Origin of the sequence: Gordonia sp. NPDC062954, from assembly GCF_044543825.1 — a bacterium.
In the GTDB taxonomy this organism is placed as follows: Bacteria; Actinomycetota; Actinomycetes; order Mycobacteriales; family Mycobacteriaceae; genus Gordonia; species Gordonia tangerina.
In genome coordinates this window covers 24,130-43,540 of the sequence record NZ_JBITWL010000019.1, presented here as the reverse complement: position 1 = coordinate 43,540, position 19,411 = coordinate 24,130, and the positions used below count along the sequence as shown (strand labels likewise).

The window sequence follows — 19,411 nt, the reverse complement described above, 5'->3', positions numbered from 1 at the left end:
TCCTTCGATGTCAGATCAGATCACTGTCGCTGAGCAACTCGCCGATCTCGGTTCGGTCGAGCTTGGCCAGCAGTCGCTTTCGGAGGAACTCGGGTCCGGGGAGGCGGATCTCTTGACCATCGCGAACACGACTGGTCGCCGCGAGGAGGCTGCGGATGTCGTAGGTCGAGTTGAACACCTCGGGCACGCCCCGCTCGACGTCGAGAAGGGTGTAGACGGCCTCCATCGGTGTGCGCACCGAATACTCGGTGGTGAAGATGCAATCACGTTCCTTCGATTCGGCGAACTGGCCGATGAAGGCGAAGTTGACTGCCCCCTCCGGCACCACGTCGGGTCGATCCCCGGCCTGCCTGGGCATGAAGAATGAAGTGACGTAAGGCATCATCACGGGAACCGTCTTGGCGCCGGTGGCGGCCAGTTCGGCGATGTCCTCGACAGGGACGCCGAGGTGGTAGAGCCACTCCTGCGTGATCTCCTCGCCCGTGCAGTTCTGCATCGGCTTCTTCACGTAGTCCCCAGGGGTATCGACGAAGAGCGCGTACACCCATACGACGATCTCCTCGGCTTTCTGTGCCTTGAAATGCGGCTGGCGGTTCACCGTCCAACTCAAAAGCCACTGTGAGTCCTTGGCGGTCACGATCCCACCGGTGACGACCTTGCCGCTGAAAGGGTCTCGCTTGCAGATCTTCTCGATGTAGCCCGGTATGCGGGGGTCGACGGTGGTGACTGTCGCCGATTCCCACTTCGTCTGCGGGATATGGCCACCGAAAACATCGGGGCGACCGAATGAATCGTCCTTCGCGGCGATACGCCGCCACAGATCCCACGCGGGAGCAGGGCCTTCGTCGAGCTCGGCCGGATGATGGTGATCTCCGTTGAACGAGTTCTCGGTCAGCGACCCGATCGTCATGAACAACAGATCGTTCTCGCTGAGGCTGGTGCCACCCTCGGTGCCATTCTCGTCGATCCAGTGGAGGTACGACGCCTGCTTGCGGCCGGAGCGGATGTCGAAATCGACGTCGGTGACCTCGGTGTCGAAACGGAACTGGACGCCTTGATCGAGCAACCACGTGTACAGCGGCAGCACCAGCGATTCGTACTGGTTGTACTTGGTGAACTTCAGCGCGGAGAAGTCGGGGAGACCGCCGATGTGATGGATGAACCGGTGCAGGTAGAGCTTCATCTCCAGCGCCGAATGCCATTCCTCGAAGGCGAACATCGTGCGCCAGTACAGCCAGAAGTTGCTGGCAAGGAATTCGTCGGAGAAGACCTCGTCGATCCGCTTGTTCTCCATCTCTTCCCGGGTGGCGAGGAAGACCTTGACGATGTCCTTCTGCGCCTTGTCGGACAGCGCGAAAAGTCCATCGGTGTGTGCGTCTTTCCCGCGGTCCACGGTCGCACGTTGCAGCGAGTAGTTGGGGTCGTCGCGATTGAGGCGATAGAACTCGTCGAGCACGCTCGCGTCCTCGACCTCGAGCGAGGGAATCGAACGGAAGAGATCCCACAGACATTCGAAGTGGTTTTCCATCTCGCGACCACCGCGAATCACGAAACCCTTCTCGGGATGCTTTATGCCGTCGAGCGCACCGCCGGGAAGTGGCAAGCGCTCCACGATGGTGATCCTGTCTCCTGGCATCTGTGCATCGCGGATGAGGAATGCCGCCCCCGACAGCGACGACAATCCTGCACCGACGAACCACGCGGTCTTCTCATCGACTCCGGCCGGCCTGCGCGGCCGAACGAACGCCTCGTAATTGCCACTGGTGTAACGCATCTGTTCTTCCTTCTCTGTGTAGTGAGATGTCAGCGATCCTCAAATGTCAGACGGGCGAAGAATCCCTCCACCGCAACACCGGCCTGCGCCCGGATGTCCTCGATCGGATCGCGGTCGGTGTGCGTCCGCGTAGAGGGGCGGGCGATTGCGAGGTGGGTGACCCCGAATACCATGTTCGCCGCGAGCGCGGCGAGCTGCGGATCCGGGCTCAGGCCCCGCTGCCGGGCGTCGTCGATCATCCGTCGAGCAATCCGATCCTGCAGTCGCAGAATGAGATCCAAACCCTCGGCGCGATACATGTCGTCGGAACTCCCGAACAGCAGTTCACGCTGGTAGGCGAGCCCATTCGTCGGATGGCGGTGCGCGTACTCGACAATCGGCAGCACCATCTGAGTGACTGCTTCCGCGGTCTCGCTCTCGACGGCGCCACGCTCCGCGCCGGCCTCGAGCGCGGTCCGAAGCATGTCGTTGAGCACCATGAGCAGGAGCTCACCCTTCGACGACGCGTACCGGAAGACGGTCCCGATCGCGACATCGGCCCGCTCGGATACCTGGCCGGTCGAGACGTCCTCGAATCCACGCTCCGCGAAGAGTTCGGCAGCGGCACGAAAGATCCGGTCCTGCTTGTCACGCATGTTGCGCGCTCTGCGGCCACCGGATTGGGGCGACAGGGTCGTCATGGCTCGAACCTCCAAGAGATAATGAGTGGACTCAATAATGAGTGTACTCCACAACTGAGCCATCGCCAGTCGACCAAGGAAATCCACCGACCCTGTGGCGTTCCTCCATCCCGGCGCAGGCGTCACTGACTCCGAATCTGCTCGGTGCACTGGACTCAGTGGGCGCCACCTCAGACGACGGTGCATCGGTGCCTGGTGTCTGCGTCGACGGCACCTACGATGTCGAGGACTCGGACGGTGCTGTCGGCCCCCGGATAGAGCCCATCCGACGTCACCGGTGCCGGCGGTGTGTTTGGGTACCTCCGAGGCGTCCGGCGGTGGTGGCACCGTGGTCGCGATCGATGGCACATCAGCGTTGTTGGGTGGTCGGCAGTAGCCCGCCGACTGTCGACGGTCCTGAGTGCACTGAACGTTGCGGGCACCGGTACGTTCAACGCACACCGCAACGACGATCGGAGCGCCGCCGATGACCGCTGAGCCGATTCAGGGCAGACGACGACTCCCCATATGGGGCTTCATCGTGCTGGCCATCGGATATCTGGCGATCATCCAGACGGTGCCGCTGCTGACCACCCCGGACGGCGCCGAGTACGGCAACTTCGAAACCGTCTCCGAGATCACCCGCGGATTGTGGGTGACCACCGGCCTGGGCTGTCTGATCGTGCTGATCGCGGTCGGAGTGCTGCGCTGGTGGCGGCCGGTGTTCGTCGAGGAGAACCGCCTACCCCGGTGGGTGTGGCTGTTTCCGGCGGTGATGCTGTTCGCGATCGTCGCCGGAACCGCCTACTCGCGGTTGGCCGACAAGGGTCTCACCTTCACCATCCTGCTGCTGCTCGGCACCCTGGCCGTCGGGTTCAGCGAAGAGGGCATCTTCCGCGGCATCGGTGTGGTGAGCTTCCGCGACGCCGGTTACAGCGAGCCCATGGTTGCGCTGTGGACGTCGGTGCTGTTCGGGTTGGCGCACGCCACCAACCTCTTCTCCGAAGGCGTCGGCGCCATCCCGCAGGTGCTGACGACCGCCATCGCCGGGTACTTCTTCTACCTCGCACGGCGCGTGTCGGGGACGCTGATCTTCGCGATGGTCCTGCACGGCCTGTGGGACTTCGGGCTGTTCACCAACACGATCGGCGACGACATTGGTCTCGGCGCGATGCTGTTCATCCTGGTCGACATCATCCTCGCCATCATCGCGTTCGCGACCATCCGCAAGCTCTTCGCACTGCGCAAGACCGCGTCCGCGGACGTGCCGCCGAATACCTGACCCGGGTATTTCAGCGCGGTTTCAGCATCGGCGTCGCACACTCGGGGCATCTGTCGTCCGGCCAGGAGTTCCCGACGGTGTGGTCCGCCACTGCTCGCACGTTACTGATGGCTGTGCTGTCGGCGGCCGGATTCCTCGCACTGCCTGCCGAGCCTGCGGCTGCGACGCCCGCGCCGATCAGACCCGCTCCCCCGCCCGGGTCGCTGATCGTGGCCTTCGCCGACAATCAACTCACCTACTGCTCGCTGATCTGTCCGCATCTCGTCGACTTCGTCGTCGACGTCCCGCGGGCGCTGGTGCAGGCTCCAGGTGTGTACGACTCGGCCCGCTCGAACGGCCATTCCCTCGAGCGCGCAACGGGTATCGCGGCGGCGACGGTCACCGCACCGGCCCGCTCGGCGATGAGCGGGATCATCGACAACGACCTTAACCTGGTGTTGCCTCGCGCACAGAACGCCCTCGAGGTGGCGGTGGTGGAGATACTCGACGTGGCCGACGTCGCGTGGTCGGGCGCAGATTCGGCGGCAGTGGGAGCACGCGTCGACACCGGCCGGGCGCGTGTGCTCGACGCCCTCACGGCACCGATCGTGCCGAATCCACCACAGATCGCCGTGCCGACGACCCCCGCGCAGCAGGCGGCGCTCGCCGTCGTCGACACCGGGTCCGCGGTGTTGTTCCAGGCTCCTGAGATCCTGATGACCGGTGCCACCGAGTCGGCCGACGTCGCCGCGAGCGAACTCGCCGTCAGCGGAGATGTCGATCGTGCGCGGGCGGGCGGGATGACCCGATTCGGCGAGTTCCTCGACGCGGCGGACGCGGTCATCGACGCCACCCGATGAGCACGGTCAGCGACTCGCGACGAGGTGGCTGACCACGATCACCACCGCCGCCATCAACCCCGACATCGCGAGCAGGAAGTCTGCGCCGGAACCGGCCGCAGCCGCCCACACCCCACCGAGCACGGCCACGGCAATCATCGCCCAACCGACGCGGCGCACCAGCTCCCAGCGCACGGGCGGTCGCGCCGCAATCGCGGCCATCGCCAGATAGCCGGCGGTATCTGCCGCGCCGTCCACCACTGCGAAGACCCCGCTGCGCGGTACGTCGGCGATTACCGGCAGCGTCGACGTCGCCAGCGTCATCATCAGCCCGGCCAGCGCGAGCGTGATGACGAGAACGCTCTCACGACTGGTGGGGTCCAATGGTCTGCCACGGTCCGGGTCGTCGGGGTCCGGGTCGTCGGGGTCGGTCATGGTCTCCGTCCAGAATCGGTGCCTCCACGCTACGTTTTTGTGGTGTGGGGGGGTGACCCTTCGTGACGCCCTCCGCAAGCTCCGGGCTCCTCAGGGACCAGATGTTGCGACGCCCTGCGCAAGTCCTCGGACACCCTTGCGCCGTCCCGTGCGGGAGAGCACGATTATCGGTGGAGTGGCTGCGGCCATGGGCCGTCGGTGTGCGACGGGACCTGCGACGGGTCGGCCACCACCAGATGATCTCACTGCGGAAATCCGCACGGAGGCAATCATGTTCATTCAACTCTTCCAAGGAAAAGTATCCGATGCCGACGGGCTGCAACGCTGCCTCGACCGATGGGACACCGAACTGAAGCCGGGCGCGACCGGCTACCTCGGCACCACCGCCGGCATCACCGACGACGGCACCTTCGTGGCGCTGGCTCGGTTCGAATCCCAAGAGGCCGCGAAACGCAACAGCGAACGTCCCGAACAGGGCACCTGGTGGGCCGAGACCGAGCAGTGCTTCGACGGCCCGGTCACGTTCATGGACTGCACGGATGTCACCGAGTGGATGCAGGGCGGTTCCGACGACGCCGGCTTCGTCCAGATCATGGAAGGCCACTCCAGCGACGTCGGCCGCATGCGCGAGCTGATGGGCGAAGTGTCCGACCGGGTGCACGAGGGTCGCCCGGACATCATCGGCGGACTGCTGTGTGGCGACGGCAGTGACTCGTATGTGGAGGCCATCTACTTCACCTCCGAGGCCGCGGCCCGCGAGGGCGAGAAGATGGAGATGCCCGACGATCTGCGGCCGCTGTTCGAAGAGGAGATGCGGTTGATGGGCGACATCTCCTACTACGATCTGCACACCCCGCTGCTGGCGTCGCGCTGAGGATTGTCACCCGCCGATGTCGGTCAATGCGCCAGGTACATGACGATGTCGGTGGTGCCGTCGTCGGCGCGACGGGATTCGACGGCGAACGGGGTGGTGTGGTCAACCCCGACGCCCAGCGTGGTGACACCTTCGAAGGAGGTGGCGAAAGCGATCTCGCGCAGTGTGCGGTACTGATCGTCGGCCGTGAAGTCGAAGGTGTCGGTCAGTTGTGGGTCCAGCACCGGCGCGGACACCGAGACCTGCAGGAACGCGTCACCGCGGAGCGGGACGGGTCGACCCGATCCGTCCTCGGTGACCTGCGGTACGTAGCGGACGTTGAAGCCGACGTCGGAGTCGGTGTCGGTACGGATGACGATGGTGTCGAAACAGTCTCCGGCGCTGGGGGTCACGTCGGTGACTCCGCCGTCGGTGACCGGGGCGAGCGGCGGTGCGGTGTCGGCGGCGGTGTTCCAGGTGGCCGGGTCCATGCCGTCCTCGACACAGTTGGTGTTGCCCGGTGATCCGGCGGCTTGGCTACTCGCCGCAGTGCTGGGGGTGACAACCAGCGTGCTGGTCACGGTGGCGACACCCACGTCGTCGTCGGAGTCGCCACACCCGCTCAAGGCCGCCGCGCCGACCAGCATCACCGCCACCGCCATCGCCCGTCGTTTCATCATCACGCTCCCTCAGATCCGGCATCGAGCGTAGTGGCGGTCTAAGACTCACTGCGGCACGCTGCGCCGTCGGTCAGGTGAATACCTCCGACGATGCCCGCTGGTGCAGCTCCTGCAGGGTCCGCGCCTGACGTTTCGCGTCCTCGTCATAGATCCGTAGCTGCTCAACGGTGCCCAGATCGACGACGTCGTCGCCGAGGGCGATGCCGAGTTCCCACATCGCCTTCTTCGCCAGTACCAGTGACCGCATCGCCTCAAGCGCGAGGACGCGCCGAAACCGCCCGCGGGTGGGGCGCAACGGGGCCACGACGCGGCGCACCCCGGCGGTGAGAGCGAACGTCGGCGGTACCCACGACTCGGACAAACCACTCACCGACGCCGCCCAACCCCGAGCGAAGGTGGCCTCGTCGGCGAGTTCGTCCGGTAGGTGGTCGAGCCGGCCGTCGGTCCAGGGATCACCGGCCAGCAGTTCGGCCAATCGAATGCCGGCGCCCGCGCCGACGAGGTGCATGCGCAGATACGTCGCGAGGAGTTGACGGCGGTACGGACTCGGAGTGGTCATGGTGACCGGATACCCAGGACAGGGCGGGTTGAGACACGTGCCTGCCGCTCTGAGCCACGACATCCGCATAGCGCTACCAAGCAACTGCTTGCTTTGCTAGCTTGCCAACGATGGGATTCCTGAAGCAGAACACCCCTGAGATCGACTTCCCGACGTGGAGTCAGGGGACGCGGGCGGAGAAGATCCGCCCGATGGCGAAACACTGGGCCGAGGTCGGGTTCGGGACACCGGTGGCGTTGCACCTGTTCTATGTCGGCAAGATCGTGGCTTACGTCCTGGTCGGATGGATCATCGTCGTCGCGACCCCGGGTATCGACGGGTTCTTTGATGTCACCGCCTGGTACAACGAGCCGATCGTCTTCCAGAAGGTCGTGCTGTACACGATGCTGTTCGAGGTCATCGGCCTCGGCTGCGGATTCGGGCCGCTGAACAACCGGTTCTTCCCGCCGATGGGATCGGTCCTCTACTGGCTGCGACCGGGCACCATCCGGCAGCCACCGTGGCCGGCACGCATCCCGCTCACCCGCGGCGACACCCGCCGACCGCTCGACGCGGTGCTCTACGGCGCCTTTCTGCTGATGCTGCTGGTGGCATTGTTCGGTTCCGGTACCGGACCGATCCCCGCGCTCGACACCACCGCCGGCGTTCTGCCGGTGTGGCAGATCTGGACGATCCTGATACTGCTCGCGGTCCTCGGCCTGCGGGACAAGACCGTCTTCCTCGCGGCCCGCGGCGAGGTGTACGCGGCCCTCACGGTGACGTTCCTGTTCGCCGGCGCGGACATGATCATCGGCGCGAAACTGATCTTCCTGTGCATCTGGCTGGGCGCGGCCACGTCGAAACTGAACAAGCACTTCCCGTTCGTGATCTCGACGATGATGTCGAACAACCCGATCTGGCGGTCGCCGGCGATCAAACGCAAGTTCTTCGAGAACTTCCCCGACGACCTGCGCCCCGGACGACGCTCCCGCTGGATCGCCCACTTCTCCACCGCCGTCGAGGGTCTGGTCCCGATCGCGCTGTTCTTCTCCCACGGCGGCTGGATCACCGCGGTGGCAGCCACCGTCATGCTGATCTTCCATTTCGGCATCCTGTCCTCGATTCCGATGGGGGTGCCGCTGGAATGGAACGTCTTCATGATGTTCGGCGTGCTGGCGCTGTTCGTCGGCCACGCCGACATCGGCCTCACCGACCTCCAATCCCCCTGGCCGATCGTGTTGTTCGCGGTGTCGGCGGGCACTGTGGTCCTCGGTAACCTCTCGCCACGCACCGTGTCGTTCCTGCCCGGCATGCGCTATTACGCCGGCAACTGGGACACCAGCCTGTGGTGCATGAAGCCGTCGGCGTCGGCGAAGATCGAGAACGGCATCGTCGCCATCGCCTCGATGCCGGCCGCGCAGCTCGAGCGGTTCTATGGCTCCCCCGAGGCGGCGCAGATCCCGCTGTACATGGGATATGCGTTCCGCTCCTTCAACAGTCACGGCCGGGCATTGTTCACGCTCGCCCATCGCGCCATGGCGCCCCACGACGAGTCGGCGTATGTGCTGACCGACGGCGAACGCATCTGCTCGACGGCGATGGGGTGGAATTTCGGCGACGGCCACATGTGCAACGAGCAGCTCATCGCCGCGCTACACAGCCGCTGCCGGTTCGAGCCGGGCGAGGTACGTGTCGTGCTGCTCGACGGGCAGCCCATCCACCGGCAGACCCAGCAGTATCGGCTCGTGGACCCGGCGATCGGTGAACTCGAACGTGGCTACGTCAACGTAGCCGACCTGGTGACCCGCCAACCGTGGGACGACACCGTCCCGGTGACCGTCACCTGGCGCGCTGACGCCGAGACGGTCTGAGCCACATATAGACCTGGTGTTCGCCCCGCCGCAACCCCGCTCGAGTCGTCGAACCGTGCCTCACTATGCACGATCGCCGCGGCAGCCTTCACTGACCGAGTCGGCATGCAACACACCACGACCCCGGCGCCAGGGAGAGTGGGCACCGGGGTCGTGGCAGCTGGGTGTGGCGGGTCGGGGTTTACTTCCACACCCAAATCCAACGGCGCAGGCGCTTGTCGAACTGGCGAACCCGACGACGGCGGCGCTGCGGGGCGATGTTGGTGTTCTTGGCGGGAGTCGGCATCGTTGCCCTTCCTGTTCGGTCCGGCCTCACGCCGGCGCATCTCTGACAGGAACAACGATGCGCCCCGAACCTGGTCAGCACATCGGGTCCGGCTGGGAGATTGCTGACAGGACATCCGAGGTCTTTGCTCAGGACTCGGCTCCCCTGACGATGGACCGCAGCCGCTGCATGGCAGCTATTCCTCGGTCAGCTCGTCCAGCGACGCCTCCGAGGTCGCGCTGATGACATCGAGCACCCGCTCGTAGGACGGCGCATCCGATGAGACGATCGCCGCGTGGTCGATGTCGGAGAGCAGGACCAGCGAGGCGGTCCCGTCCTCGCGCTCCACGGCTTCGACATAGCGGCGCGAATTGACCGGGGCCACAACGGTGTCGGCGGAGCCGTGCATCGCGATCACCGGCGTGTCCGGATCGATGTTCTGAATCGGGTCCACCGAGGTGTACCTGTCGGGCACCTCGCCGGGAGTGCCGCCGAGCACGGTTACGATGCGGTCATCACCGTGTGTCGCGGCGTAGCGCATGTCCAGGGGACCGGCCAACGACACGACTCGGGTGGGCCGGAACTCCGGACGGGAACCGACTTCGTCGTTCTCCAGTTTGTGTCGGGTTCCGCCCCACACCGCCAACTGCGCACCCGCACTGTGCCCGACGACGAGCTCATCGTCGGTGGTCAGTTGCGGGTAACGCTTGTCCACGTCGACCACATGATCGAGGGCACTGGCGATGTCGCGGAAGGTGGTCGGCCACCCGCCACCGGATCCGACGCGCCGATACTCGACGTTGTAGACCGCCATCCCCCGCGCCGCGAGGTCGCGAGCCAACGGGTCGAACAGATCCGCACCCAAGTGGCTCTGCCAGGAACCGCCGTGGATCAGCACGACCAGCGGGACGGTGTCGGGTTCCTGCGCATTGGCGGGCAGGTAGAGGTCGGCCCAGTTCTGTTCGGTGTCGGCATCGTCGACGGTGGGGTACTCGATGCGGGTGACGGTCACCTCACCCGCATCGGCACCCGAGGTCGCGACTGCGCTGTGCTGGCCGCCGGCCGGTGGTTCGGAACCATCCGAGCCACAGGCGACGGCGGCCATCACCATCGCCCCGACCACTCCGGTCATCGTGGACTTATTGAATCGCCGCACGCGGGCTCCTGTTCAGCTTCTACCACCGCGACCGCCTCTGCGGTGATTTGTTTGTCGTCAGTGTTGTTCTGCTCGTTCCGAATTGCGCTCGCCTACCGGTGGGTGCAGCACCAGCACGACGACGATGGCGATCAGTAGCACCGCGGTCAGGGTCACCGGTACCGGGATGAACGGGTCGAACAGCACCAGCAGCGCACCCACCGGGACCACCGTGTTGACGACGCGATCGGCGTTGGCGCGCATCGCTATCCACCAGATGCCGAGGATGAAGATGGCGATCGGGACGGTGACGGTGAACGACGCCTGGGTTTCGGTGAGTTCGCTGTGATGGGTCAGCACGTCGATCTCCACCTCGATACCCGCCGAGAACGCTCCCGCCGCGGCGAACACGAAGTAGTGCACATAGCCGTACCGGATCGACTGCGAAAGTGAGCCGATGGCGCGATGGTGCGGCGGCCAGAAGTAGATCCAGAACAGCGAAGCAGTGACGATGAAAGTGAGGATCGCCAGCGAGATGAGGGGTGCGAGTTCTTCTTCACCATGTAGCGCCTCGATGATGGCGTTGGCTGAGGCCAACAGGCTCTCGCCCAACAGGATCAGGGTGAACAGGCCGTAGCGTTCGGTGATGTGATGCGGATGCCACGGCGTGTTGCCCGCCCGTTCGGCGACGACGGGCACGGCGAGTTCGCCGGCGATCAACAACACCAAGACGACCGAGGCCACCGGACCTTCCGGAATGAAGAGCCAGAGAATCCACAGCACCTGCACGACTGCAATGCCCGCGGCATAACGCCGGCAGGTCCGCCGGAACTCGACCGACGTGCGCGACGCCCGTAGCCACTGGGCCACCATCGCGAATCGCATGATCACGTAGCCGACCACCAGAAGCGTGAAATCGCGGTCGGTGAAGGTCGGCTCGATTCCCGCCGCGAGCACCAACACACCTGCCATCTGCACGAACGTCAGTACTCGGTAGAGCCAGTCGTCGGTACCGAATGAGGTGGCGAACCACGTGAAGTTCATCCACGCCCACCAGATCCCGAAGAACACGATCGCGTAGGACACGAGCCCGTCGGCCACGTGATTCTCGGTCAACGCATGATGCAGTTGCACAGCAGCGGTGGCCACCGCCACCACGAACACGAGGTCGAAGAACAACTCGAGCGGACTGGCGGAGCGGCCGGGTTCGGCCGGGTCGCGCGGTCGCATGCTGCTCAGGTGCAGTTGAGGCGGCATTCTCACCTTCCCGGTGGGGTCTTGGGTGACGGACTCTCGCATCATGTCACTCGAGCCCCGTCGCCGCTGTGGACATCCGTATTCGCGGCAGCGGACTCTCCCGCCTCGCAGAGGTGTACTATCCTGAATCAGCGATCAAGTATGACACTGGGGAGGCGGTCGCCACATTGGTCCGCATACAACGCATCGAGATCGTCGACGACATGGATGGAGAACCGATCGATCCCGATGACTTCAACCGCGTCGAGTTCGAAGTGAAGCTACCCGGCCGTCGGCCGGTTCGCTACCGTTTGGACCTCCGCTCCGCGAACGTCGCCAAGTTCGAGATGGGTATCGCGGAGTACGTCCAGATGGCTGCGCGCGTACCGGCCACCGATGGTCCGACCAGGGTGTCCACACGCGCCGAGGTGCGGCAACGGAATCGGGCCATCCGGCTGTGGGCACAGGAGAAAGGCTACGAGGTGTCGACACGCGGGCGGCTATCGGCCGAGCTCATCGACGCATTCGACGCGGCGGCGTCGTAAGGCGCTGCCGTGTCAGACGGTTCGGCATCCGACCGTTCACCACCGCATCGGCCGCCGCGATTGACCACCCAGGTGGCACCGAGTGCCATGCTCAGCCCGAGGATGGTTGTCCACGTGAGTGGTTCGCTGTACATCGCCGCTCCCCAGACCGCCGTCACCGGCGGCATGAGGAACATCAGGGTGTTCGTCGATGTCACGCCGACCCGGCGAACGAGCACCCAGTACAGGCCGAAGCCGCCCAAGGTCGAGAACACCACCAGCCACCCGATGGCGAGCCAGAAGTCCAACTGCATCGGCGGAACCACGGCGCCGGTCGCGATCGCCAACGCGGCGAACAACGCCGCCGATGTCACACAATGCACGGTGAACGCCTCCCACACCGACATCGGCGAGTCGATTCGCCGCTCCAAAAAGGTTGCCGCAACGAGACACCCCATACCGATGAGCGGCACCAGATAAGCCCACCACGGCGCGTCGGTGGCCGCACTCGCCGCATCGGTCCACGTCACGATCACCACGCCCGCGGCTCCGACGAGCAAACCCCACCACTGCCGTCCTGTCGCGGCGGTGCCGAGGACCGGCCCGGCCAGTGCGGCGACCACCAGCGGCTGCACGCCGTCGATGAGCGCAGTGGTCCCGGTGCTGACGCCCAGCCCGATGGCCCAGAACACGGTTGCGGCGTAGCCGAACAGTGAGAGCGCGCCGATGACGACCTGATGGCCGTAGACGCGCGCCGCACGGCGAGGTGGTGCTGCCCCACGTCGCACCAGGGCGCCCACCACCACGAGAAGTACGCTGACCACCACAAACCGCCATGCCAAGACGGTGGTCATCTGCGCATCGGCGGCGCCGAGCTTGGCGCCGATGAATCCCGACGACCAACAGAGAACGAAGAGCACCGAAAGGGCCGGTGTCACCCACGAAGCAGCTTTACCGATCGGTGAAGTCATCATGTTCGCGACTTTACCGATCGGTGTAGTATGTGCAAGGTGAGTATCGAGGTCGACTGGACACCAAAGGCGCGGGTGATCCTCGACGCCGCTTCCGAACTGTTCTATGAACAGGGCATTCACGCCGTGGGGGTCGAGGCGATAGCCTCGCGTGCCGGCGTCACCAAACGCACCCTGTACGACCGGTTCGGGTCCAAGGAGCAACTCGTTGTCGAGTACCTACGGGCGCGGGACCTCGCGTGGCGAGAACTGGTCAATGAACGTCTCGCGCAGGCCGGCGACGCGCCGGGGACACGCCTCCGGGTGATCTACGGCGCCACCCGGGACTGGGCTGTCGACCGAAGCCCAAAGGGCTGCAGCATGATCAACGCTCATGCCGAGATCAGCGACCCCGAGCATCCCGCGTATTCGATCATCATCGGCCAGAAGCACTGGATGCTCGACCTGTTCACGCAAGTCGCCGTCGACGCCGGGATCGGGTCGTCGGCGGACGTCGGCGAGCGGCTGCTGCTCATCCATGAGGGCGCACTGGTCACCAACGGGATGGGCGTCGTCGACGATGCTTTCCGGGTCGCGGAGGAGCTGTCGGTGACGCTGATCTCCACTGGTTGACGATGTTGTCCGCCGCAGGTGCGCGGTAGGCGATAATGCCTGCCATGGCGTCCTCGCGACTCGACCGCTACCTACCCGGACTGGCCACCCTCAAGTCGTACGACCGTTCCTGGCTGCGCGGCGATCTCGTCGCCGGCGTGGTGCTCACCGCCCTGCTGATCCCGGCCGGCATGGGGTACGCCGAGGTGGCCGGCCTGCCGCCGGTGACCGGCCTGTACGCCACCATCATCCCGCTCATCGCCTACGCGATCGTCGGTCCATCACGCATCCTGGTGCTGGGCCCGGATTCCTCTCTCGCACCGATCATCGCCGCCGCCATCATCCCGTTGGCCGCCTTCGACGAAGAACGCGTGGCCCTTGCCGGCGTGTTGGCCATCGAGGTCGGCATCGTGCTGGTGATCGGCGGGCTGTTGCGCGTCGGGTTCGTCACCGATCTGCTGTCCAAACCGATCCGGATCGGCTATCTCAACGGCATCGCGTTGGTGGTGTTGTTGAGTCAGCTGCCCAAGCTGCTCGGTTTCTCCATCGAGGGCGACTCGGCGCTGGAAGAAGTGGTCGACTTCGTCACCGGCATCGCTGACGGCGAGGTCGACGGGCTGTCGACCGCGATCGGTGTGTCCTGCCTGGGGGTGATCCTGCTGCTCAAGCTGTGGCGCAGAGCTTTTCCGGGAGTTTTGATGGCCGTCATCGGTGCGATCGTGGTGGTCGCCGTGTTCGGCTGGTCCGACGACATCCCGGTGGTCGGAGCGATGCCACGAGGTCTGCCCACCCCCGCGCTCGGTGGTGTCACCCTCGACGACGTGATCAACCTGATCGGGCCGGCCATCGGCATCGCGCTGATCGCGTTCGCCGACACCAGTGTGCTGTCACGGACCTTCGCGGCGCGCGCGGGCACCACGGTCAACGGCAGTCAGGAGATGGCCGCCATCGGTACCGCCAACATCGCCACCGGCTTCCTGAGCGGCTTCGCCATCTCGGCATCGTCGTCGCGGACACCGGTGGCCGAATCATCTGGTGCCCGAACACAGCTGGCGCCTTTGGTCGGCGCGTTGATGATCGTGGTATTCATCTTTGCCGCCCCGAATATCACCGAGTACCTGCCGTCGTCGGCGTTGGCCGCAGTGGTGATCTCGGCTGCGCTGACGCTGGTCGACATTCGCGGGGTGGTGACGCTGTTCCGGATGCACTGGATCGAGGGGGCCTTGTCGGTTGCGGCGTTCCTCGGTGTCGCGCTGATCGGCGTGCTGCAGGGCATTCTGGTGGCCATCGGACTGTCGTTCCTGGCGTTCATCAACCAGGCGTGGCGGCCCTATCGCACCGAACTCGGACGGGTGCCGGGCGTCCGCGGATACCACGACGTGAGCCGCCACCCCAGTGCCGAACGCATCGAGGGTGTACTGATACTGCGGTTCGACGCGCCGCTGTTCTTCGCCAACGGCGGGATCTTCGATGACTACGTGCGCACTGAAGTGATGCGCGCGCACCGCGACCTGCACACCGTCATCATCGCCGCCGAACCCATCACCGAGATCGACGCGACCGCGGTCGACGAAATCGTGGAGCTCGACGACTTCCTGCGCGCACAGGACATCACCCTGGTCTTCGCCGAGATGAAGGACCCCGTACGCGACCAACTCGCCCACTACGACCTCACGTTGCATGGCGAGCCGCGCTTCGACGAGAGTCGATTCGCACCGACCACCGGGGCGAAGGTGGATGAGATCACCGGGCAGTGGCGCGGGGATCTGGGGCCCGCATAGTCGGGAGCTGGCAGTTCGTCGGTGGACATCATTCGTGCGACCGACGTGACGGCGGGCCTCCCACGGTGCCGCGCAGCGGTCCCGTACGGTGCTGCGCGACATGACCGCCCATCCGTACGCCCCGCCACCGACGACGGGACCTGCCGCCGACCTCGGTCGACGACCGCTCCCCACCCGCGCGTGGGCGCGTCGACCGCACGTCGCCTCGTCCCAACCGGTGCGTCGGCCCGGTCGGGCACCGCGACAGTTGCATCAGGGTGTGGCGATCACATGCCGGCTGGCGGCTGCACATCTTCCCGCGCCGCTGGGCGGTGCTCATGTGGTGGTCGACGGTCACGAATTGCTGCAGGGACGGTGGGGGCGCATCGAGCTTCCGCTGCCGGCCGGACATCGTCAGGTTCTGATCTATCTGCGGCGCGGACGACGGCGGAGCCGGGTCGCGCAATGTGCGATTCATGTGCCCGCACACCATCTGGTGGAGCTTGAATACCGGGTGGCGGCAGGGTGGTTCGGTGGGGCGGGGTTGGCGCAACCCCCCGATACCTGAGGAGGACCGGAGCCTGCGGAGGTCCGTCACGAAGGGTCGCCCACAGATGCGTCGTCGCCGACGAGGGCACGGACGTCGGCGGCGCTGATGACGGTGCCGAATAGGTCGCCCTCGTCGACGACGGCGTCGAACAGGGCGCGCTTGCGGTCCTGCAACTCCACCACTTTCTCCTCGATGGTGCCCTTGGACACCAGGCGGTAGACGGTGACCGGTCGGGTCTGCCCGATGCGGTGGGCGCGGTCGACGGCCTGGGCCTCGGCGGCCGGGTTCCACCACGGATCGCACACGAAGCAGTAGTCGGCTTCGGTGAGGTTGAGGCCGAAACCGCCGGCCTTGAGGCTGATCAGGAACACCTTCGCGGTGCCGTCGGTGAAGGCGTCGATCTGGGCCGTGCGCTGGGCCGCCGACATCGAGCCGTCGAGGTAGCTGTAGGCGATGCCGAGGTCGTCGAGCCGCTCACGGATCAGCCCGAGGAACCCGGTGAACTGGCTGAACACCAGCGCCGCATGGCCTTCGGCGATCAACTCGGGCAGTTGTTCGGCGAGGTAGTCGATCTTCGCCGACGCCACGTCGCGATGCTTGTCCTCCACCAGCCCGGCGTGCAGGCTCAGCTGTCGCAGCATGGTCAGCGACCGGAAGATCGCGAATCGGTTCTCCTCCCAATCCCCGAGCAGACCGAGCACCCGTTGCCGCTCCCGGTTGAGGCGAGTCTGATAGATCTTGTCGTGTTTGGCGGCCAACCCCACGGCGAGCACCTGCTCCTGTTTCGCCGGTAGGTCGCCGACCACCTGATCCTTGGTGCGGCGCAACATGACCGGCCGGATACGCTGCCGCAGTTGCTCGAGCCGGCCCGGGTTCTGTCCGGACTCGATGGGTTTGCGGAAATAGTCGCCGAACACCTTCGGCGACGGGAACAACCCGGGCGCGGTCAGCGACAGCAACGACCACAGCTCCATCAGGTTGTTCTCCATAGGGGTGCCGGTGATGGCCAGCTTCATCTCGGCCCCAAGACGACGTGCACATTGATGGGTTTTGCTGTTGTGGTTCTTGACGAACTGCGCCTCGTCGAAGATGACGCCCGTCCATTGGAATTGGCTGATCTGCTGGAACTGCAAGCGCAGCAGTGTGTACGAGGTGACCACGATGTGTGCGCCGTCGACCTGTTCGGCAAAGCTCACTCCGCTCTTGGCTTCGGTGGCGGTGACCGCGACAGCCCGCAGATCGGGCACGAAACGCTGTGCCTCGCTGACCCAGTTCCCCACCACACTTGTCGGCGCGATCACCAGGAAGCTGCCGGTGGGGACCTCGGCGGAGGCCTCGGCGATCAGCGCGAGCGCCTGCACCGTCTTGCCCAGTCCCATGTCGTCGGCGAGGATGCCACCGAGCCGGTTGTGCCAGAGGAAGCGGAGCCAGTCGAGGCCGTCGGCCTGGTAGTCGCGCAGCTCGGCGTTCAGACCGGCAGGTGGCCCACCTGGACCGGGCAGGGTGGCGGTGGCCAGTTTACGCACGCGCTCATGCCATTCGGCGAGCTGATCATCGACCACACCGAGGCTGAGCAGTTCGTCCCAGAGGCTGGCGTGATAGGTGTCGCGGCGCACGTGCCCGTTGTCGACCTCGCCGAGTTCGTGGGCCTCGTCCATCAGTTCGGCGAGCCGCCGCAGGCCTGGGTCGTCGAGCGGAAAGTAGGTGCCATCCGCCAACAGCAGGTGGGTGGCGCGCGCGGCGATGGCCCGGATCACCACACCCAGCGGGACGTCGTGCCCGTCGACGGTGACGGTGATCGCGAGATTCAGCCAGTCGTTGCCGGCGGTGGTCTCCTCCTCGGAGATCGCGATCTCCGGTTCGTTCTCGGCGGGCCGGAAATCGGTGGCGTTGCCGGTGATCTCGACGGCGATGTTGTCGCCCAGCTCTGGGATGAGCTCACCGATCAGGACGGCCGTGTCGAGCATTGAGTAGGTGAAGGTTCGCCGAAGCAGCCGGGTGCTGGCCTTCTGGACAGCGGTCTCGGTGTCCTCGGCCACCACGGCGTCGAGATCGGCGTCGACGCCCGCGGCACCACGCAGATCGCTGTGTACCCATCGCGTGGCCTGCGGCAACCACCGTGAGCAGCGCATCGCAACGAGCTCCAGCGCAGCGCGCGCATCCTTCCAGGCCTGCGCTTCGGCATCGACATCACGCAAGGTGCTGGCCGCCGGCGACTCCCGCTCCTCGAAGTCGCGCGGCCGCCCGTTGATCGTGTAGCGGATGCTCCAATGCACGAGCGCCGACTCGTCGCCGACCTGAACCGTCAACAGGGGTGTGGGACCGTCGATGACCGGGGCGGCGATGGCGTCGTCGACGATGTCGACCGGTACATGCGCCGACAGTTCGGGTAGCAGCTCGGCTGCGAACTCGTCGATGTCGTCGTAGGGAATGGTGATACCACCGGAAGCAACCAGACTGTCCAGGGCGCCACGGTGGGTGGGGCATTCGAACGGTCCCATCAGCAACACACCTTCAGCGACGGTGAACGCACTGTGCGGCATCGGAGAACCGATGAGCCCCACCGGCGACTGGTCCCACTGCTCGTGGTCGACCTGCAGATACGGGGAGACCAACGCACCGTCGTCGACGGCGGTGATGCGTAACGCGATGCGCGCACCCGCGAATACCTCGACCCGGTCGGCGCCCGTTGACCGATCCGCGACCAGTGCCACCCCGGCGGCCTGTGCCTCGGCGAGCATCGTCCAGATGTCGGCGGGCGCCCACGTCAGCGACAATGTGTCGACGTTCATCCCGCCCTCGGCGACGGCACGCGCGATCGCGACGACGGCCCGATGCTGGGCGGGGTCATAGCCGGCCGGCGACCTCGCGCTGAATGCGCCCGATGCGGCGCCCGACACCGTGCGCCAGTTGATGCCGGTCCGAACCCACTTGCCGCTGGTGCCGCGCCGAACCAGCCGCAGAGTGGGCGCCGGATTGGGCGCATACCGATGGGTGGGCGGCAGTTCCACGAGGATGCCTAGCGGGTCGGGTTCGGTCTGCTCCGGCTCGACCGGGACAAGTGCGCTCAGCGTGGTCCGCCACTGCGCCGGCAGGTGCGCAACCGACGCAGGCGCCACTGGCGTAGGTGGGTGTGCGGTCCGTCGCTCTTCGTCGAAGGCCGTCAACAGCAACGCGACCGCGTGCTTGCAGAAGAACCCGACCGGGCAGCTGCACTCGGTTGTGTCGAGTCGGCGGGTGCGCTCCTGGGAGGTGAACTCGATGGTGGTGTGATAGCTGTGGCCGCCCGATCCTTGACACAACCCGGACAGCACCAGTTCGTCGTCGGACCAGCTCATACCGGCGATGCGCCCCTGGTCGGCATAGGCGGAGCCGCGATCGACGGTGCGCTCGTCGAAGGCAGTGAGGTGGTCAGCCCCGTTGGTGCCGATGGGTTGATAGCCGGACATGGCCCCCAGCGTAGGGCTCG

At 65.7% G+C, this 19,411-nt stretch carries 17 protein-coding genes; 8 read left to right on the top strand and 9 right to left on the bottom strand.

Annotation, left to right across the window (positions count from 1 at the left end):
• Nucleotides 1–10 precede the first annotated feature (10 nt).
• Entirely contained in the window at nt 11–1,774 is a 1,764-nt protein-coding gene (locus ACIGKQ_RS17485) for an oleate hydratase (protein ID WP_235721539.1), read from the bottom strand.
• 29 nt (nt 1,775–1,803) lie between these two features.
• Nucleotides 1,804–2,454, bottom strand: coding sequence for a TetR/AcrR family transcriptional regulator (locus tag ACIGKQ_RS17480; RefSeq protein WP_235721538.1), 651 nt, complete (start codon nt 2,452–2,454; stop codon nt 1,804–1,806).
• A 466-nt stretch (nt 2,455–2,920) separates the two neighbouring features.
• Here ACIGKQ_RS17480 and ACIGKQ_RS17475 point away from each other — a divergent pair, with 466 nt between their 5' ends.
• Nucleotides 2,921–3,715 carry a CPBP family intramembrane glutamic endopeptidase gene (locus ACIGKQ_RS17475; RefSeq protein WP_235721537.1) on the top strand — a complete coding sequence of 265 codons (795 nt, stop codon included), beginning with the start codon at nt 2,921–2,923 and terminating at the stop codon, nt 3,713–3,715.
• 107 nt (nt 3,716–3,822) lie between these two features.
• A complete protein-coding gene (locus tag ACIGKQ_RS17470; RefSeq protein WP_235721536.1) occupies nt 3,823–4,554 on the top strand; it encodes a hypothetical protein in 732 nt (243 codons plus the stop codon).
• Between the two features lie 6 nt (nt 4,555–4,560).
• On the opposite strand, the gene ACIGKQ_RS17465 is transcribed toward ACIGKQ_RS17470, so the two are convergent.
• A complete protein-coding gene (locus ACIGKQ_RS17465; protein ID WP_235721535.1) occupies nt 4,561–4,968 on the bottom strand; it encodes a hypothetical protein in 408 nt (135 codons plus the stop codon).
• Nucleotides 4,969–5,239: 271 nt separating this feature from the next.
• Between ACIGKQ_RS17465 and ACIGKQ_RS17460 the strand changes: the two genes are divergently transcribed.
• A complete protein-coding gene (locus ACIGKQ_RS17460) occupies nt 5,240–5,842 on the top strand; it encodes a hypothetical protein (RefSeq protein WP_266061971.1) in 603 nt (200 codons plus the stop codon).
• 23 nt (nt 5,843–5,865) lie between these two features.
• Here the strand turns inward: ACIGKQ_RS17460 and ACIGKQ_RS17455 are convergent, their stop codons facing one another.
• Both ACIGKQ_RS17455 and ACIGKQ_RS17450 read right to left on the bottom strand, forming a co-directional pair.
• Complete coding sequence (locus ACIGKQ_RS17455) at nt 5,866–6,498, bottom strand: hypothetical protein (RefSeq protein ID WP_396574577.1); 633 nt, start codon at nt 6,496–6,498, stop codon at nt 5,866–5,868.
• Nucleotides 6,499–6,571: 73 nt separating this feature from the next.
• A complete protein-coding gene (locus ACIGKQ_RS17450) occupies nt 6,572–7,060 on the bottom strand; it encodes a hypothetical protein (protein ID WP_396574576.1) in 489 nt (162 codons plus the stop codon).
• Nucleotides 7,061–7,170: 110 nt separating this feature from the next.
• Between ACIGKQ_RS17450 and ACIGKQ_RS17445 the strand changes: the two genes are divergently transcribed.
• On the top strand, nt 7,171–8,910 hold the full coding sequence (locus tag ACIGKQ_RS17445) for a DUF3556 domain-containing protein (protein WP_287016195.1): 1,740 nt from the start codon (nt 7,171–7,173) through the stop codon (nt 8,908–8,910).
• Nucleotides 8,911–9,371: 461 nt separating this feature from the next.
• On the opposite strand, the gene ACIGKQ_RS17440 is transcribed toward ACIGKQ_RS17445, so the two are convergent.
• Nucleotides 9,372–10,307, bottom strand: coding sequence for a S9 family peptidase (locus tag ACIGKQ_RS17440; RefSeq protein ID WP_266061964.1), 936 nt, complete (start codon nt 10,305–10,307; stop codon nt 9,372–9,374).
• 81 nt (nt 10,308–10,388) lie between these two features.
• Nucleotides 10,389–11,567, bottom strand: a complete 1,179-nt coding sequence (locus tag ACIGKQ_RS17435) for a low temperature requirement protein A (RefSeq protein ID WP_396574575.1) — start codon at nt 11,565–11,567, stop codon at nt 10,389–10,391.
• Nucleotides 11,568–11,635: 68 nt separating this feature from the next.
• Here ACIGKQ_RS17435 and ACIGKQ_RS17430 point away from each other — a divergent pair, with 68 nt between their 5' ends.
• Entirely contained in the window at nt 11,636–12,091 is a 456-nt protein-coding gene (locus ACIGKQ_RS17430) for an Lsr2 family protein (protein ID WP_396574574.1), read from the top strand.
• Here the strand turns inward: ACIGKQ_RS17430 and ACIGKQ_RS17425 are convergent.
• A complete protein-coding gene (locus ACIGKQ_RS17425; RefSeq protein ID WP_396574573.1) occupies nt 12,022–13,044 on the bottom strand; it encodes a DMT family transporter in 1,023 nt (340 codons plus the stop codon). The genes ACIGKQ_RS17430 and ACIGKQ_RS17425 overlap by 70 nt on opposite strands.
• Before the next feature lie 36 nt (nt 13,045–13,080).
• Here ACIGKQ_RS17425 and ACIGKQ_RS17420 point away from each other — a divergent pair, with 36 nt between their 5' ends.
• The 3 genes from ACIGKQ_RS17420 to ACIGKQ_RS17410 all read left to right on the top strand — a co-directional run bounded on the left by ACIGKQ_RS17420 (nt 13,081) and on the right by ACIGKQ_RS17410 (nt 15,960).
• Entirely contained in the window at nt 13,081–13,653 is a 573-nt protein-coding gene (locus ACIGKQ_RS17420) for a TetR/AcrR family transcriptional regulator (protein WP_396574572.1), read from the top strand.
• Nucleotides 13,654–13,697: 44 nt separating this feature from the next.
• Entirely contained in the window at nt 13,698–15,413 is a 1,716-nt protein-coding gene (locus ACIGKQ_RS17415) for a SulP family inorganic anion transporter (RefSeq protein WP_266061955.1), read from the top strand.
• A gap of 100 nt (nt 15,414–15,513) precedes the next feature.
• A complete protein-coding gene (locus ACIGKQ_RS17410; RefSeq protein WP_396574571.1) occupies nt 15,514–15,960 on the top strand; it encodes a hypothetical protein in 447 nt (148 codons plus the stop codon).
• A 26-nt stretch (nt 15,961–15,986) separates the two neighbouring features.
• Here ACIGKQ_RS17410 and ACIGKQ_RS17405 read toward each other — a convergent pair whose 3' ends face one another.
• The gene (locus tag ACIGKQ_RS17405; protein WP_396574570.1) at nt 15,987–19,391 is read right to left on the bottom strand and encodes an SNF2-related protein; all 3,405 of its coding nucleotides are present in this window, start codon (nt 19,389–19,391) and stop codon (nt 15,987–15,989) included.
• Nucleotides 19,392–19,411 lie beyond the last annotated feature (20 nt).